This is a genomic window from Actinomycetospora sp. TBRC 11914 (assembly GCF_012933465.1).
In the GTDB taxonomy this organism is placed as follows: Bacteria; Actinomycetota; Actinomycetes; order Mycobacteriales; family Pseudonocardiaceae; genus Actinomycetospora.
Window position 1 is genome coordinate 100,736 of record NZ_JABBND010000001.1, and the last position, 16,569, is coordinate 117,304.

Annotated in this window: 14 protein-coding genes; 7 read left to right on the forward strand and 7 right to left on the reverse strand. The window is 74.6% G+C overall.

Features of this window, described 5'->3' with window-relative positions:
• Positions 1-57: 57 nt before the first annotated feature.
• From HH311_RS00425 to HH311_RS00435, 3 genes are read right to left on the reverse strand one after another with little or no spacing between them, the layout of a single operon-like run.
• Positions 58-2,172 (reverse strand): glycosyltransferase, encoded by a 2,115-nt coding sequence (locus HH311_RS00425; protein ID WP_169181631.1) that lies wholly within the window; start codon positions 2,170-2,172, stop codon positions 58-60.
• Positions 2,169-3,023: an NAD-dependent epimerase/dehydratase family protein gene (locus HH311_RS00430; RefSeq protein ID WP_169181632.1), complete on the reverse strand. Its 855-nt coding sequence runs from the start codon at positions 3,021-3,023 to the stop codon at positions 2,169-2,171. Before HH311_RS00430 ends, HH311_RS00425 begins: the two co-directional genes overlap by 4 nt.
• Positions 3,020-3,817 carry an aldolase gene (locus HH311_RS00435; protein ID WP_169181633.1) on the reverse strand — a complete coding sequence of 266 codons (798 nt, stop codon included), beginning with the start codon at positions 3,815-3,817 and terminating at the stop codon, positions 3,020-3,022. The genes HH311_RS00430 and HH311_RS00435 overlap by 4 nt, the downstream gene beginning before the upstream one ends.
• A 133-nt stretch (positions 3,818-3,950) precedes the next feature.
• Between HH311_RS00435 and HH311_RS00440 the strand changes: the two genes are divergently transcribed.
• The 6 genes from HH311_RS00440 to HH311_RS00465 all read left to right on the forward strand — a co-directional run bounded on the left by HH311_RS00440 (position 3,951) and on the right by HH311_RS00465 (position 11,650).
• The gene (locus HH311_RS00440; protein WP_211189447.1) at positions 3,951-4,955 is read left to right on the forward strand and encodes an iron ABC transporter substrate-binding protein; all 1,005 of its coding nucleotides are present in this window, start codon (positions 3,951-3,953) and stop codon (positions 4,953-4,955) included.
• Between the two features lie 10 nt (positions 4,956-4,965).
• Positions 4,966-6,531, forward strand: coding sequence for an iron ABC transporter permease (locus HH311_RS00445; RefSeq protein ID WP_169181635.1), 1,566 nt, complete (start codon positions 4,966-4,968; stop codon positions 6,529-6,531).
• A gap of 14 nt (positions 6,532-6,545) precedes the next feature.
• Positions 6,546-7,622 (forward strand): ABC transporter ATP-binding protein, encoded by a 1,077-nt coding sequence (locus HH311_RS00450; RefSeq protein WP_211189448.1) that lies wholly within the window; start codon positions 6,546-6,548, stop codon positions 7,620-7,622.
• Between the two features lie 219 nt (positions 7,623-7,841).
• Positions 7,842-8,633: a hypothetical protein gene (locus tag HH311_RS00455; RefSeq protein WP_169181636.1), complete on the forward strand. Its 792-nt coding sequence runs from the start codon at positions 7,842-7,844 to the stop codon at positions 8,631-8,633.
• A 207-nt stretch (positions 8,634-8,840) separates the two neighbouring features.
• Positions 8,841-10,013, forward strand: a complete 1,173-nt coding sequence (locus tag HH311_RS00460; protein ID WP_169181637.1) for an NAD(P)-binding domain-containing protein — start codon at positions 8,841-8,843, stop codon at positions 10,011-10,013.
• Between the two features lie 59 nt (positions 10,014-10,072).
• Positions 10,073-11,650 carry a class I adenylate-forming enzyme family protein gene (locus HH311_RS00465; RefSeq protein ID WP_169181638.1) on the forward strand — a complete coding sequence of 526 codons (1,578 nt, stop codon included), beginning with the start codon at positions 10,073-10,075 and terminating at the stop codon, positions 11,648-11,650.
• A gap of 19 nt (positions 11,651-11,669) precedes the next feature.
• Here the strand turns inward: HH311_RS00465 and HH311_RS00470 are convergent, their stop codons facing one another.
• The gene (locus HH311_RS00470; protein WP_169181639.1) at positions 11,670-12,059 is read right to left on the reverse strand and encodes a DUF5997 family protein; all 390 of its coding nucleotides are present in this window, start codon (positions 12,057-12,059) and stop codon (positions 11,670-11,672) included.
• A gap of 42 nt (positions 12,060-12,101) precedes the next feature.
• Between HH311_RS00470 and HH311_RS00475 the strand changes: the two genes are divergently transcribed.
• Positions 12,102-12,797, forward strand: a complete 696-nt coding sequence (locus HH311_RS00475; RefSeq protein WP_169181640.1) for a LysR family substrate-binding domain-containing protein — start codon at positions 12,102-12,104, stop codon at positions 12,795-12,797.
• 37 nt (positions 12,798-12,834) lie between these two features.
• On the opposite strand, the gene HH311_RS00480 is transcribed toward HH311_RS00475, so the two are convergent.
• The 3 genes from HH311_RS00480 to HH311_RS00490 are packed head-to-tail and all read right to left on the reverse strand — an operon-like array spanning position 12,835 to position 16,566.
• Positions 12,835-13,794 (reverse strand): alpha/beta hydrolase, encoded by a 960-nt coding sequence (locus HH311_RS00480; protein WP_169181641.1) that lies wholly within the window; start codon positions 13,792-13,794, stop codon positions 12,835-12,837.
• Positions 13,791-15,428, reverse strand: coding sequence for an NAD(P)/FAD-dependent oxidoreductase (locus tag HH311_RS00485; protein WP_169181642.1), 1,638 nt, complete (start codon positions 15,426-15,428; stop codon positions 13,791-13,793). The genes HH311_RS00480 and HH311_RS00485 overlap by 4 nt, the downstream gene beginning before the upstream one ends.
• 10 nt (positions 15,429-15,438) lie before the next feature.
• Entirely contained in the window at positions 15,439-16,566 is a 1,128-nt protein-coding gene (locus HH311_RS00490; protein ID WP_169181643.1) for an NDMA-dependent alcohol dehydrogenase, read from the reverse strand.
• Between the last annotated feature and the right edge of the window lie 3 nt (positions 16,567-16,569).

The following is a 16,569-nucleotide window of genomic DNA, read 5'->3' on the forward strand; positions in this document are numbered from 1 at the left end:
GGGCCGGGGTGCGGCTCGACGACGTCATTCAGGGCCAGAACATGTTCGGGGTCGCCATCATCGGACCCAGCGCTGGACCATCAGGGAGGTCCAGGTGCCGCGGAGGAACCACTGCTCCTGGACCCGCAGGCCCGCCCGGACGAGCAGCTCGTCGCCGTCCACGGGCCCGGTCTCGCCGCGGATGATCGGCACCCGCACGTACCAGACGACGGGCGGGTCGGGGACGGCGAGCACCGGAGGAACGCGCAGGTCGGGGGCGATCTGCGGGTGGCGCGTGCGCACGTGGTGCTCGAGACCGAGGGCGGACTGCCGGTCCCCCGCGACCACCGCGTCGCCCGGGCGGTGCGCGGCCGCGATCAGGGCTGCGGCGTCGTCGGCGCGCTCGCGCGGCGTGACCCGCAGCAGCGTCGTCGACGCGGCCAGCGACGCGGCGACCAGCACCACCGACAGCACGACCGCGACACGCCGCGACGACCATCCGGCCGCACCGCAGGCGGTGAGGACGCCCAGTCCGAGCAGCGCCGCGAGCACGTAGCGCGGCTCGTAGACCGGGCGCACCCAGTGCTCGACGGCGAGGAGCAGGGCTACCGGCACCCCGACCCAGGCGAGCGCCACGACGCGCAGGCGCCGCGCGCCCCGGACGATCCCGAGCAGCCCGAGGACGGCGACGACCAGCGCCGTCCCGTAGTCGGTGCCCGACCACTGCCAGGCCGCGAAGAGCGGCAGGCGCAGTTCGGTGTCGTAGAGCAGGGCGGCGTTGCGGTCGCCGACCGTCGACCGGTTGAGCTCCACCATCGCGGCGGTGGGCAGCGCGGCGAGGGCGCCCACCACGAGCAGCGCCGGGGACCGCCGCGGCGCGAGGGCCGCGCCGCCGGCGACGATCCCGGCGACGGCCAGCAGCGCGAACCAGTGGGCGAGGCCGGCTCCGGCGCCGGCCAACCCGACGAGGAGCAGCCCGCCCCGGCACCGGTCGAGCCACCGGGCGAGGCCCAGCGCCGTCCCCGCGACCGCGAGCACCGCGACGCCGTAGGGCCGGGCCTCCGTGATCCACGCGAGCACCAGGGGGTTCGCCGCGACCGCGAGCCCCGCGACCACCGCGATCCGCCGAGGCCCGCCGAGCCGGGCGACCGCGCGCGTCAGCACCGCGACGCCGACCGCCCCCGCCAGCAGCGACAGCACCCGCAGGACGGGGTCGGCCTCGCTCCCGACCAACCACAGCCACAGGTGGGCGAGCACGTACCAGGGCAGGTTGTAGGACGGCGGGATGTCGCGCAGGGACCAGGTGGTGCCGTGGCCCTCCCAGGCCGCGCGGAGGATCTCGGAGAGCGGTCGGCGCGCGACCTCCATCGAGTAGAGCTCGTCGTACCAGAGCCCGTGGGCGCGGCCGAACACGATCACCGAGCCGAGCACCAGGGCCAGGACGGCGGGGCCCGCCCACCAGACCCACGACGACGAGGTCGCGCGCCGGGCCACCAGCCAGCCCAGGCTGCGCAGCGACAGGCGCAGGCGCGCGGCGCCGGTCCACGCCGAGGCGCCCTCGGCCCGGGCGTCACGAGCCACCGGGACGCTGCGCACCGGCAGGCGGGCGGCGCCGATCGCCGCCACGAGGCTGGGGGCGCGGGCGTCCAGCACCGCCTCCCGAGCGCGGGGGCCGAGCACGAGGAACGCACCCGCGTCGGGCGGCAGCCCGGTCAGGGCGCTGACGGCGCGGCGGTGCAGCGCGCCCGTCACCCGGCGCCCCCGCGTCCCGTACACGCCCCGCCGACCGGCGAACACGGCGTCGGGCCGGTCGACGGTCCCGGCCAGCGCGTCGAGCAGGGCGGGCAGCGCCTCCGGCGGGTCCTGCAGGTCGGCGTCCAGGCACACCCACGCGTCGGCGTCGGGCTCGTCGGCGAGGCCGCGCTCGAGGGCCCGGTGCTGGCCGACGTTCTGCGCCAGCACGGTCACCGCGACACGCGGGTCGCGCGCGGCCAGCTCGGCGCCCACCGCCGCGCTGTCGTCGGGCGAGCCGTCCACGACGAGGCGCACCCGCCACGCCTGCTCGGCGAGGGCGGCCCCGAGGCGCTCGACCAGCGCGGGCAGCGTGGCGGCGTTGCGGTAGACGGGCACGACGACCGCGACGGTCCCCGTCGCCACGGGTGCGGCCTCGGGGGCGCGAACCTCGGTGCTCACCGGGCCGCCCAGGTGCGGCGCAGGCCCTCCTGGAGGTCGACGGCCGGCGTCCAGCCCAGCAGTCGGCCGGCGAGGGCCGGGTCGGCGACCCAGTCGGCGGTGTCCCAGGCGCGGCCGGGGTGGGCGCCCACCGCGCGGGCGATCGGTCGGCCGGTGGCCCGCTCGGCGTGGCCGACGAGGTCCTCGTTGGTGGTCTGCGTCCCGGTCCCGAGGTTGAGCACCTGCCCCGGCGGCAGGGCGTCGTCGGCGGCGGCACGCACGCAGGCGTCGACCACGTCGCCGACCCACACCCAGTCGCGGCACCGCCCGGGGGCGGTCAGCGGCAGCGTCGCGCCGCTCGCCGCCGCGGCGAGGACCGTCGGGACGAAGCGGTCGGCGTGGTCGCCGGGTCCGTAGACCTGGAACGCGCGCAGCACCGCTGCCCGGACGCCCCGCTCGGCGGCCGCGGCCAGCAGCAGCAGCGAGCCGGCGGCCTTGGTCGCGCCGAAGAAGCCGCGGGGCGTCACCGGGGCGTCCTCGGCCATCGGGCGCCCGGACGCGCCGTACTCGGTCGACGACCCCAGCCGGACCACGGTGCGGCACCGAGCGGGCAGGGCGTCGACCAGCCACGGTGCGGTGTTGACCGCGGTGGTGGCCGCCCGATCGGCGGCGGTGGCCTTCGCGCGGCCGGCGGCCAGCCAGAACACCACGTCGGGGTCGGCGGCCCGCACCGCCTCGCGCCCGGCGTCGGGGTCGGCGAGGTCGACCTCGGCGCGCGGCGGGGCGATGACGTCCCACCCGTCGGCGCGCAGGCGGGCAACGAGGTGGCGCCCGACGAACCCGCCGGCGCCGGTCACGAGCACGCGGGTCACGCGGGCAGGAGGGGTGCGGCGGGGCGCGCGAGGCGGCCGTGGAGGGCGACCAGCTCGGCCCGGTCGGCCCGCACCTGCGCGGGGGTGCGGCCGCGCAGGGCGTCGCAGGCGGCGTGCATCCGCGGGATCTCCACGGCGGGGTCGCGGTCGGCGAGGTCGGCGAGGAAGGACCGGCGCAGGAAGGTGAACGCGGCACCGATCCTGTCGAGCTCGGCGGCGAGCAACTCCGTCGGCACGGGGTCGCCGCGTCCCGGCAGCGTGAGGCCGGCCACCCCGAACGGCACGTCGACCGCCGCGCGGACCGCATCGACGGTGCCGTCGAGCAGCGGGGTGAACAGGTCGGTGGCGCCACGGTCGATCCGCAGGTCGTTGAGCCCGACGTAGAGCCGGCTCAGCGGACGGCGGGCCAGCTCGGCGACGCGGGCGACCGCGTCCCGCGTCTCGACGAGGATGCCGAGCCCGCACCGGCCGTCGACGAGCTCGAGAGTCCGGTCGACCTCCTCCGGCCGGCGCACCATCGGCAGCAGGAGCTCGTCGGCGCCGCGCGCGACGGCGGCCTCGACCTCGCCGGAGGTCCACGGCCCGTACGCGTTGACCCGGCAGAGCACGCGCCCGCCGGTGGCGGCCCGGACGCGCTCGAGGTCCCGGGGCGTGTGCCGGTTGATCTCGGTGTCCTGGCCCTCCTGGCGGCGAGCCTTGCCACGGCACTCCCAGTCGACGACGACGCCCGCGGCGCCGGCGGCCACGACGTCGTGGACGAACCCCGGGTCGACCGAGAACACGTACAGCTGCACGCGCAGCAAGGTAGGCAAGCCTGTCCTGTTATGTCCAGTTCCGTCCTGTTCACGGCCGCGAGGAGTACAGAGTCCCCCTCATGAAGGTAATGCTAGGTTTACCTCGGTCGGGAGATGAGGAGGCGTCGTGCGGGTGAGCAGGGGTGTCATCGGCCTCGTCGTGGGAGCCCTGCTCCTCGCCGGCTGCGGGTCGGCGGGTCCGCCCGAGCCGGCCACGGTGACGCTCTACAACGCCCAGCACGAGGACCTCGCCCAGGAGTGGGTCCGGGACTTCACCGCACGCACGGGCATCCGGGTCGAGGTGCGCAACGGCGACGACAGCGAGCTCGCCAACCAGATCGTCCAGGAGGGCCAGGCCTCACCCGCCGACGTGTTCATCACCGAGAACTCCCCGGCGATGTCGCTGGTGTCCGACCGCGGCCTGTTCGCCCCGGTGGAACCGGCCGCGCTGGGCCAGGTGCCGCCGCAGTTCCGGTCGGCGGCGAACGACTGGGTCGGGATCGCCGCGCGCTCGACGGTGCTGGTCTACAACCCACGGCTGCTGCCCGCCGACCAGCTCCCGCGCTCGATCATGGATCTCGCCGGGCCGCAGTGGCAGGGCCGCGTCGGGTTCCCGCCCGGCGGCGCCGACTTCCAGGCCATCGTCAGCGCCGTCGCCGCCACCCGCGGCGAGGCCGCCACCGGGCAGTGGCTCCAGGGCCTCGAGACCAACGGGCGGCTCTACCAGAGCAACACCGCGACGATGCGCGCCGTGAACGCCGGCGAGATCCCCGCCGGGATCATCTACCACTACTACTGGTCCAAGGACCGCGCCGAGGCCGGCGCCAACAGCGCGAACGCCGAGCTCCACTACTTCGGCAACCAGGACCCGGGTGCGTTCCTGTCCACCTCCGGCGGCGGCGTGCTCCGCTCGAGCGACACCCCACGCGAGGCCCAGGCGCTGGTGGCCTACCTCAACGGGCCCGACGGGCAGCGCGTGCTCGCGAACAGCACGGCGCTGGAGTACACGGTGAACCCGGCGGTGCCGTCGAACCCCCGCCTGCCCCCGATCGCGCAGCTCGGGGCGCCGCCCATCGACCCCAACGCGCTCGACGGGCCGCGCACCGTGCAGATGATGCAGCAGGCCGGCCTGCTGTGAGGGCCGCCGCGTGTCCGCCGGCCTGACGACGGCGCCCGCGGCCGCGGCCGCGCGGGTGCGGCCTCGGGTGCCGTTCGGTTCCGTCGCGGCGGTCGCGGTCGCGGCCCTGACGCTGGTGCCGCTGGGGTTCGTGCTCGTCGCCTCCGCCGGCGCCGGGCCCGCCGAGGCCGGCGCGCTGCTCTTCCGGGCCCGGGTCGGCGAGCTGCTGCTCAACACGGTCGGCCTGGTCCTCGCCACGACGACGGCGTGCGCGGTGGTGGGCACGGCCGCGGCGTGGGTGGTGGTGCGCACCGCGGTGCCCGGACGCCCGGTGTGGCTGGCCCTGCTGGCCGCGCCGCTCGCCGTGCCCGCCTTCGTCAACAGCTACGCGTGGGTGTCGCTGACGCCGGCGGTCGAGGGCTTCGCCGGCGCCGTGCTGATCACGACGCTGTCGTACTACCCCTTCGTCGCCCTGCCCGTGGCCGCGGTGCTGCGCGGACTCGACCCGGTGCACGAGGAGAGCGCCCGCGCCCTGGGCCTGGGGCCGGTCGCGGCGGTGCGCCGGGCCGTGCTGCCCCTGCTGCGCCCCGCCGTGCTCGGCGGCGCCCTGCTGGTGGGGCTGCACCTGCTCGCGGAGTTCGGCGCGCTGCAGATGCTGCGCTTCCCGACGTTCACCACCGCCATCTACGACGCCTACGAGGCGACGTTCGCCGGCCCCGCGGCCACCCTGCTCGCCGCCGTGCTCGTGCTGCTCTGCCTGGTGCTGCTGGTGGGCGAGCTGCGCCTGGCCGGTCGCGCCCGGCTGGCCCGCGTCGGCTCCGGCGCGGCGCGCCTCCGCCCGCCGCGGCCGCTGGGCCGGGCGACCCCGCTCGCGCTCGCGGGCCTCGCCGCGTTGGTCGTGCTGGCGCTCGGGGTGCCCCTCGGCGTGCTCGGACGCTGGCTGGTGGAGGGGAGCTCGACGGCGTTCCCGCTCGTCGAGCTGGGTGCGGCGACCCTCACGACGCTGGGCCTGGCCGCGGGTTGCGCGGTGCTCACCACCCTGCTCGCCCTGCCCGTGGCCTGGGTCGCCGTGCGCCGCCGCGGGCGCCTCATCCGGATCGTCGAGCGCAGCAGCTTCATCGGCAGCTCGCTGCCGGGCATCGTCGTCGCCCTCGCGCTGGTCACGGTGGCGGTGCGCGGCCTGCCGGTGATCTACCAGACGACCGCCCTGCTGCTCGTCGCGTACGCGATCCTCTTCCTGCCGCGCACCATGGTGGCGCTGCGGGCAGCGCTGGCTCAGGTCCCGCCCGAGCTGGACGACGCCGCCCGCTCGCTCGGTGTCCGGCCGGCCGGGGTGCTCGCGCGGGTGACCCTGCCGCTCGTCGCGCGAGGGCTGGGTGCCGGCTCCGCCCTGGTCTTCCTGGCGGTGGTCACCGAGCTGACCGCGACGCTGCTGCTCGCCCCGATCGGCACCGACACGCTCGCCACGGAGTTCTGGGGGCACGCCGACGCCGTGGCCTACGGGGCGGCCGCTCCCTACGCCGCGCTGATGGTCCTCCTCTCGGCGCCGGCGGCCTACCTGCTCACCCGGCGCGGGATCCCGGAGGCGGTGTCGTGAGCGGGAGCGGTGTCGTGGGTGGAGTCGGTGGGCCCACGGGTCTCTCGGTCGCCGCGGTGTCCGCGTCCTTCGGCGCCGTCCGGGTGCTCCACGACGTCCACCTCGAGGTGCCGCCGGGCAGCCTGACCGCCGTGCTCGGGCCGTCGGGGTGCGGCAAGACGACCCTCCTGCGCATCATCGCGGGTTTCCTGCGTCCCGACACCGGCTCCGTCGCCCTCGACGGACATCCCGTCCTCGGGCTGCCACCCGAGCGGCGGCGGATCGGCTACGTCAGTCAGGAAGGCAGCCTCTTCCCCCACCTCTCGGTGGCCGACAACGTGGGCTTCGGCCTGCCGCGACGCCTCCGGCGAACCCGCCGGCGCGTCGGGGAGCTGCTCGAGCTCGTCGGCCTCGGCCCCGATCTCGCCGACCGCGCGCCCCACCAGCTCTCGGGCGGGCAGCAGCAGCGCGTCGCCCTGGCGCGGGCCCTGGCCCCGGAGCCGCGCGTGGTGCTGCTCGACGAGCCGTTCGCCGCCCTCGACGCGTCGCTGCGCGAGACCACCCGCCACGGCGTGGTCTCTGCCCTCGCCACGGCCGGGACGACCGCCCTGCTGGTCACCCACGACCAGGCGGAGGCCCTGTCCGTGGCCGGCCAGGTCGCGGTGATGCGCGAGGGCCGGGTCGTGCAGGTCGCCCCGCCCGCGGAGCTCTACCGGCGCCCTGCCGACGCAGCGGTCGCCGGATTCGTGGGCGACGCCGTGCTGCTGCCGGCGACCGTCCGGGCCGGGCGTGCCGAGTCCGCGCTCGGCCCGCTCCCCGTGGCCGGTAGGCCGGAGGACGGACCCGCCACCGTCCTCGTGCGCCCCGAGCAGCTCGTCCTCCGGCCCGCCACCGACGGAGGTGCCACCGGCGAGCCGATCGCCCGCGTCGTGGCCACCACGTTCTACGGGCACGACGCGACCGTCCGACTCCGACTGCACCACGAGGCCGACAGCAACGGACACGCCCTGCCCACGGTGCTGGCCCGCACTCCCGGGCACGCCGCGCCCGCCGTCGGCAGCGACGTCCGGGTCGAGGTCGACGGGAACGTCACGACGGTGGATGGTCACTGACAGGGCGCACTCGACCTCGGGGTCTGGTTACGTGAGTCCTCCACACCTGGACGCCGATAGGTCAAGCCCTCTTCTACCCACCCCTACGATTCCCAGGCCTGCGATTCCTGGGTCTCCAGTGGCATAGCCCATTTCGGGGTCGGTTTCCATGAAACAGCCGAACCGAGGCGACCTTCCCGTCCTGTTCACCCGATACGACGTCGAGTAGATTGCCGGTCGATGGTGTGGTTGACGTCGCTCCCGGTCGGCCTCCTCATCGGAGGCTGTCTCCTCGTCGCCGGACTCATCGCCATCGCCAGTCGGCTCGCGGCGCGCGCCTTCCTTCTCGAGTCCCAGCACGACGGGGCCCATGCGATCGCCGCGCCGCTGATGTCGTCGTTGGGGGCCGGATTCGCGATCCTCGCCGCGTTGACCCTCGCCAACGAAGCCGCTGCCCTCAGCGACGCCGAGTCGATCGTGAGCAACGAGGCCGCCGACGCCTCACGTCTGGCGTGGGCGGCGACCACGCCCGGGGTGGCGGCCGACCTCGTCCACACCGCGTTGCTGCGCTACCTGGAAGCGACCCGGGCCAACGAGTGGCGTGGTCAGCAGGCCGCGGCCGGGAACGACCCGCGGACCGCGAGCGCCGTCGCCGACCTGGAGAGGGTCGTCCGGACCGAAGCGGTGAGGCCCGGGCTGAGCACGCCGGTGAGCACCGAGCTGCTGGCCTCGGTCGACGCGATCACCACCGACCGGCGCGCCCGGCTCGCCTCGGCGGCCAAGCAGCTCCCGGGCCTGTACGTGATCACCCTCGTCGTCGGCGGCATCGCCCTGATCGCGAACGCCGGGGTACTCACGGTGCGCGTCCACCGTCGAGGAGCGTTGGTCATCAGCGGACTGACCATCGTGATCGGCTTGAGCGTCGCGCTCATCCTCGCCCTGCACAATCCCTGGGACGGTTCCATCGTCGTCAGTGGCTATCCCCTGGACTCGGTCATCAACGACCTCGTTCACGATTACTTCCATACCTGACACCGCGCGCGGAACGGACAGGGACGCAGCGAACCGACGGACACGAGAGACACCCCGGTCCCCTGGACGGCGCCGGACCAGCGATATCGCGCGAACCCCGCGTAGGCCCCGACGATGGCGGGCCGGTCTTCCTCCGGTCGGGCGGTTGCTCTGCGTGCCCGCCTCTTGCGATGCTTCGCCGGCAAGGCGACTCATTGGGGGGACGAAATGGTCGATACGTCGCTGCTCGTGATCGGGGCTGGCCCGTACGGGTTGGCGGTGGCGGCCTACGCCCGACATCGCGGTATCGAGCCCACGGTGCTCGGGGAGCCGATGGGCTTCTGGCGCGAGCACATGCCCCGCGGGATGTTCCTGCGCTCGGGCCCGGACTGGCACCTCGACGCGACCAACGTCCACACCTTCGAGGCCTACCTCGCCGAGCGCGGCGTGGACCCGGCCGCCGTCGACCCGATCCCGGTCGACCTGTTCCTCGCGTACGCCACATGGTTCCAGGAGATCGCCGGCCTCCACGTGCGTCCCCAGCTCGTGACCGCGCTCCGCCGCCACGAGGGCGCCTTCGAGGCCGACCTCGACGGCAGAGGCACGGTGTCGGCAACGACGGTGGTCGCCGCCCCGGGGATCAGCCACTTCACCAACATCCCGCACCGGGCCGTGGCGGAACTGCCCCCGGAGCGGTTCACCCACACCTGCTTCCTCACCGAGGTCGACCGGGCCCGCGACGCCCGCACGCTGATCATCGGCGGCCGGCAGAGCGCGTTCGAATGGGCTGCGCTGCTCGCCGACGCCGGTGTGGACGAGGTCCACGTCGCCTACCGCCACGACACCCCCGCGTTCGCCCCGGCCGACTGGCACTTCGTCGACCCGATGATCGATCAGACCGTCGCCGTGCCCGGCTGGTTCCGGCACCTCCCGGCCGACCAACAGGACGCCGTCGCGCAACGGTTCTGGGCCGAGGGCCGGCTCAAACTGGAGCCGTGGCTGACCCCCCGCATGCCCGAGTCGGTGGTGCACCGCCACCCCCGCACCGAGGTGACCCGCTGCGTCGAGCTCCCCGACGGCGACATCCGCGCCGAGCTCTCCACCGGTGACGTCCTGCTCGTCGACCACGTCGTCCTGGCGACCGGCTACCGGGCCGACATCACCGCCGTGCCCTACCTCGCCGACCTGCCCGGCCTCGAGACCATCGACGGCTTCCCCGTGCTCGACGAGCACATGCAGACCAGCGTGCCCGGCCTGTTCCTCACCGGCTTCGCCGCCACCCACGACTTCGGGCCCTTCTTCGGCTTCGTCCGCGCCTGCCCTGCCGCCGCCCAGATCATCGTGCCCGAACTCGCCCGCCTCCTCGAGGCACGCGCAGAGCTCAGCGGCCAGTCGCGGTGAGCGGAGGCGACAGCAGGGCGAGAACGGAGAAGCGCCCGTCGACTTCGCCGCTCGGAGCAATGTCCGGTTCCCCCGACGACCGGCGCCGCGAGAGCACGACGCTGCCGCGGGAACGTGGGGCCGGGGAGGCCGCCCGCGCGGCGAACCGGCCCTACATCGCTGCGCTGCTCGAGATGCTGCACGATGCCGGCGAGCGAACCGTGCTGCGGCACGAGGGTCGCGACGTCAGTGGTTCCGCGTTGCTCGGGGCCGTCCACCGATACGGCCGAGTCCTCGACCAGCTCGGTGTCGGTCATGGGGACCTGGTCGCGCTCTACGCGCCGAACCGGCCGGAGAGCCTGGTGGTGCGCTACGCCACCCACCTCCTCGGAGCGGCGTCGGTGTACCTCTCCGCGCCCCCCGACCCGGCGATCCGGGCGCGCATGCTGGTCGACTTCGACCCCCGACTGGTCGTGGTCTTCCCCCAGACCGCGCACCTGCTCCCGCAGACCAGCGCCCCGATCGTCGCCGTCGGCCCGGTCAACGGGGTCGAGACCCGCCTCGATGTGCTGGCCGCCGACCAGGCGTCCGGGCCACTGCACCCGCGGGCACGCCAGCACGACCTGGCCGTGGTGGTGTCCTCCGGCGGCACCACCGGGGTGCCCAAGGGCAGTGTGAGGGACTTCGCCACCTGGACCGCCTCCGTCCGCGCCCCGCACCGCCCGGAGCGGCGCCAACTCGCGAACGGCCCCCTGGCCTACCTCACCCAGATCCTGATCGATCAGACCCTGCTCGGCGCCGGCACGGTCGTCCTCGACGACGACACCACCGCGGCCGCGACCCTCACCGCCATCGAGCAGGAGCGGATCACCGACCTCTTCCTCGTCGAGCCGCAGCTCGTCGACCTCGTCGACCACCCGGACCTGGCAGAGCGGGACCTTCGATCACTGCGCACGTTGACCCACATCGGGGCGTCCGCGCCCCCGACGCTGCGCCGCCGCGCCTACGAGCGCCTCGGACCGAGACTCGCGCACACCTACGGAGCCAGCGAGATGGGCATCGTCAGCGCCGCATCCCCGGCGGCGTACGACCGCGACGGGTTCACCGGCGCCGGCCCCATCGTCCCCGGCGTCGAGGTCCGGTTCCGTCGCACCGACACCTCCCTGGACCCGACCGTCGGGCGCGTGGAAGTGCGCTCGCCGACGGTCGCGCAGGGCTACCGGCACCGCCCGGTCGACGCGGCCGCGAACTTCGTGGACGGCTGGTATCGCACCGGGGACCTCGGACGCCTCGACGACGCCGGCTGCCTGCACGTCCTCGGGCGGGCCGTCGACTGCGAGGACCTCGACGGCGCCCTGGTCAGCCCGACCTCGCTGGAGGACACGCTGTGCCGGCTCCCGCCGGTGCGCTACGCCGTGGCGGTCTGCGACCTCGACCGGCCCCGGCGCATCCTCGCCACGCTGGGGTGGCCCGGCCGGTCGGTCGACCCGCGCGCCTGCATCGACGCCATCCGCGTCGAGCACGGCGCCTCCGTCGCCGACACCGTCATCGTCGTCCCGCTCACCCGGATGCCGCTCACCGAGCAGGGCAAACCGGACCGCTCGACCATCCGCCGCCTCGCCGCGGCCCGAGCAGCCCCGCGCGGCAGGGAGGCCTAGCGCGATGGGACACGGCCGGCTACCGCGCGCCCCCGTCGCCCGACCGTTCCGCGCGCAGTCGGGCCTCCTCGCGCTGCACCTCGGCGCGGAGGGCGCGCTCGCGCCGCAGCCACTCCGGCGGTTCCTCCTTCAGCGCCGTGATCTGGGCGGTGGTCAGCGGCTCGGTGATCTCGGCGCGGGCCAGACCGGAGATCGACACACCGAGCCGGTCCGCGACCACGGGGCGCGGATGCGGGCCGTCGCGGCGGAGCTCGCGCAACCACGCGGGCGGGTCGGCCTGCAGGGCGTCGAGCTCGTCGCGGGACACCACGCCGTCGCGGAACTCGGCAGGCGTGGCGTCGAGGTGCACGCCCAGCTTCTTCGCCGCCGTCGCGGGCTTCATCGTCTGCGTCGCCCTCTGCCGCGTCATCGGCCCACTTTATCGGGCTCGACCCGTCGATAGCCTGGGCTCGTGACCGACCCCGGCGAGACCGCGTCCTTCCGACTCGGGTACGTGCCGGGCGCCACGCCGGGCAAGTGGGCACGGATCTGGGCCGAGCGCCGCCCCGACGTCCCTCTCGAGCTCCTCGGCGCGACCACCGACGACGTCGTCGACCGGATCCGGTCCGGTGAGGTGGATGCCGGTGTGGTCCGGCTGCCGATCGACCGGACCGGGCTGCACGCGATCCCGCTCTACACCGAGACCACCGTGGTCGTCGCGCCGAAGGAACACGTGCTCACCGCGGTCGACGAGGCCGTGCTCGAGGATCTGGCCGACGAGATCGTCCTGCGACCGCGGGACGACACCCTCTCCTGGGACGATGCCGGGCCGGGCCGGGCGGCAGCGTTCGAGCCCACGACGACGGCCGAGGCGATCGAGCTCGTCGCCGCCGGTGTCGGCCTGCTGGTCCTCCCCCAGTCGCTGGCGCGCCTGCACCACCGCCGGGACCTCGCCCACCGGCCCGTGGTCGACGCGCCGCAGTCCAGCGTCGTCCTCACCTGGCCGGACGCGGACAACACGGAGCTGATGGAAGAGTTCATCGGGATCGTCCGCGGACGCACACCCAACAGTTCCCGCACCCCACGACGTCAGGACCGCCCGTCACCGGGCGCCCCGGCCCGCGCGAAGAAGCGGCCTACCGGGCGCCGGGCGACCCGCCGTCGGTGAGCCCGAAGAGCGTGACGCCGAGGGCGATGTCGAACAGCTAGGCGCGAGGGCCGAGCACGCGCCGGAGCCACGGCAGTCGGGCCGCCCGGGCGGCGCGGGAGAGCTCCGCGTCGGGCACCATCCCGTCGAACACGTGGAATCCGCCGGGCCAGACGTGCAGCTCGGCCTGGCCGCCCGCCGCCCACAGCGCGGACGCGTAGGTGACCGTCTCGTCGCGGAAGGTCTCGGCCGACCCGACGTCGAGGAACGTCGGCGGGAGCCCGGCGAGGTCCGTGCACCGTGCGGGCGCGGCGTAGACGGACACGTCGGGGCCACCACGCCGGCCACCGAGGAGCGCGGTCCAGCCGGTGTCGTTCGCCGTCCGGTCCCAGACCCCGACCCCCGCCATCTGCTGGGCGGACCCGGTGTCGTTGCGGTCGTCGAGCATCGGGCAGAGGAGCATCTGCCCGGCGGGCATCGGGCCACCACGGTCCCGGGCCATCAGGGTGATGCCGGCGGCGAGTCCGCCCCCGGCGCTCGTCCCGACGACGACGGCGCGCGCCGGATCGAGCCCCAGATCGTCGGCCTTCCCGTGGAGCCACGTCCACCCCGTGTAGCAGTCCTCGACCGGCACCGGGTCGGCGTGCTCGGGCGCGAGCCGGTAGTCCGCCGAGACGACGGTCGCCCCGAGGGCCTGCGCCCACTCGACCACCTCGAGCAGCGCCATGCCGCGCGACGAGCCCATGATCATCCCGCCGCCGTGCAGGTAGTAGAGCAACGGGGTGGGCCCGGTGGCCGCGGTCGGGCGGCACACCAGCAACCCGACCCCGGCCTCGTCCGCCCCGATCTCGCGCACCTCGACCGCCCCACCGCGGGCGAGGTCCTCGTCGCTGGCCGTGCGGGCGCCGGTGACGGCGCGCATGGTCGGGATGTGGTCGGGCCCGAAGCCGGGCGGGACGTGCTCGTTGATCGTCGGCAGCGCCGCCGCGAGCTCGGGGTCGAACGGCGGGCGGGTCACGCGCTCACCGGCCGGGGCGTGCGGAGCGACGGGGAGTGGGGGTCGGCCCGCTGCCGCGTGAAGCCTCGGTAGTCGTCGGCGGCGACGGCGTCGCACACGTCGCGGTAGGCGGCGATGCCGCCGACCCAGGCCAGGTGCACCCGTGGCTTGCCGGGGATGTTCGAGCCCAGGTACCAGGAGTCGGCGCGCGGGTAGAGCGTCTGGTCGACCATCGCGGCGGTCTGCGTGACCCAGGCCTCCTCCGCGGCCGCCTCGACCTCCATCGTCGCCACGCCGTCGGCCTCGCACCGGGCGATCGCGTCGGTGATCCAGTCGACGTGCTGTTCGATGGAGACGACCATGTTCGAGAGGACGTTCGGGCTGCTCGGCCCGGTGACGGTGAACATGTTCGGGAAGCCCGCGACGGCGAGCCCGAGGTAGCTGCGGGCGCCGTCGGCCCAGTGCTCCGAGAGACGCTCGCCGTCGCGGCCGACCGGGTCGACCGCGAGCAGCGCGCCGGTCACGGCGTCGAAGCCGGTCGCGAGGACGATGGTGTCCACCTCGGTGACCCCGTCGCGCGTCCGGAGGCCGTCGGCCGTGGCGCGCTGGATCGGGGTCTCCCGGGCGTCGACGAGGTGGACGTGGTCGGCGTTGAACGCCTCGTAGAACCCGGTGTCGAGACAGGGCCGGCGGGTCCCCAGCGGGTACGACCGCGGGGAGAGCGTCTCGGCGACGGCGGGATCGGTCACGGTCTCCCGGATGCGCTCCCGCACGAACTCGGCCGCGGTCTCGTTGGCCTCGAGGTTCGTCCGGATGTCGGTGTAGGCGGAGGTCACCGCGGTGAGCACCCCGCTGTCCCAGCGCTCCCGGTAGGTCGCGGCGCGCTCGGCCGGGTCGACCTCCAGCGCCGAGCGGGTGGGCAGTGCGACGGGGACCCCGAAGCCGGAGGCGCGCTGGGCGTCGCGCCACTGCGGGTACGTGGCCTTGCGCTCGGCGATCTCGTCGGCGTCGAGGGGCCGGTTGAACGCCGGGAAGGAGTAGCTCGGGGTTCGCTGGAAGACGGTCAGCTCGGCGGCGTCGGCGGCCAGCACGGGGGTCACCTGGATCCCGGAGGACCCGGTCCCGACGACGGCGACGCGCTCGCCGGTGACGTCGACGCCCTCGTGCGGCCAGCGGGCCGTGGACAGCACCCGGCCGCCGAAGTCGTCGAGCCCGTCGATCTGCGGGTCCTTCGGCACCGAGAGGCAGCCGGTCGCCCAGATCAACCAGCGGGAGGTGATGCGCTCGCCCGCATCGGTGGTGATCCGCCAGCCGTCGTCGGCCCACGACGCGGCGGTCACCGAGGTGTCGAACGTGATGTCCCGGCGCAGGTCGAACCGGTCGGCCACGTGCTGCAGGTAGGCGAGGATCTCCGGCTGCGCCGGGTACTTCTCGGTCCACGTCCAGTCCTGCTCGAGCTCCGGGGAGAACGAGTAGGAGTACGACATCGACTCGACGTCGCAGCGGGCACCCGGGTAGCGGTTCCAGTACCAGGTGCCTCCGACGTCGGACGCGGCGTCGATGACCCGCGTCCGCAGGCCGAGGTCGCGCAGCCGGTGGAGCTGGTAGAGGCCGGCGAAGCCGGCCCCGACGACGAGAACGTCGATGTCCGTCATGGGCGACCCTTCAGTGCTCGTGCACGACGACGCCGCGCAGGTTGCGGCCCGCGTGCATGTCCTCGTAGCCCTGGGCGATGTCGTCGAGCGCGTACGTCGTGGTGACCAGCTCGTCGAGCTTGAGCGCGCCCTGCCGGTAGAGCTGGATCTGACGGGCGATGTCGGCTCCTGCGTTGGTCGAGCCGAACAGACTGCCCTGCAGCCGCTTGCCGTAGAAGGCGAGCTGGCCGGCCGGGATGTCGATCCCGACCTGGGTCATCAGCCCGACGCCGGTGACCACACAGGTGCCCGCCTTGCGGATGGCGGCGAACGCCTCCCCGATGTGGTCGGGTCGGGTGACGCCGACGGTGACGATGGCGGAGTCGGCGCCCTGGCCGTCGGTGGGCCCCCGCACGATCTCGACGGCCTCGTCCATCGTGGCGACGGCGTGCGTGGCGCCGAACTCCAGGGCCTTCTCCCGCTTGAACGGCACCGGGTCCACCCCGACCAGGGTCGTGGCCCCGGCGTGGGCGGCACCCTGCACGGCGTTGATCCCGACGCCGCCGACGCCCATCACGATCACGGCGTCACCCGGCCGGACCGCGGCGTCGTTCACCGCGGAGCCCCAGCCGGTGCCGACCCCGCAACTGAGCAGGCACGCGACCTCGAAATCGATGTCGTCGGGCAGCGGCACGACCGAGTCCACCGACACCGTGGTGGTGGCACAGAACGTCGACAGGCCCGACATCTGCCCGACCGGACGGCCGTCCTCGGCGAGGTGGAGCCGGAAGTCGTCGGTGGTGCCGGGGCGGGCCCCGGAGAGGGTGCTGCCGCCCATGTTGCAGAGGTGCGAGCGGCCGACCGCGCACCACCGGCACCGGCCGCAGGCGGGCACGAAGGAGAAGACGACGTGGTCGCCCTCCCGGATGCCCTTGTGGTTCGGCGGGGCCACGGTGACGATCCCGGCGCCCTCGTGCCCGCCGGCGAAGGGGTAGACCGCCACCGGCAGGTCACGGGTCGCGATGTGGTCGTCGGAGTGGCACAGCCCCGCGGCCATCACCCGGACCTGGAGCTCACCGGGTCGCGGGTCGTCGAGGTCGATGTCGACGACCTCGTACTTCCCGGGCGCCTCACGGACGACCGCCCCACGCGTACGCATGTA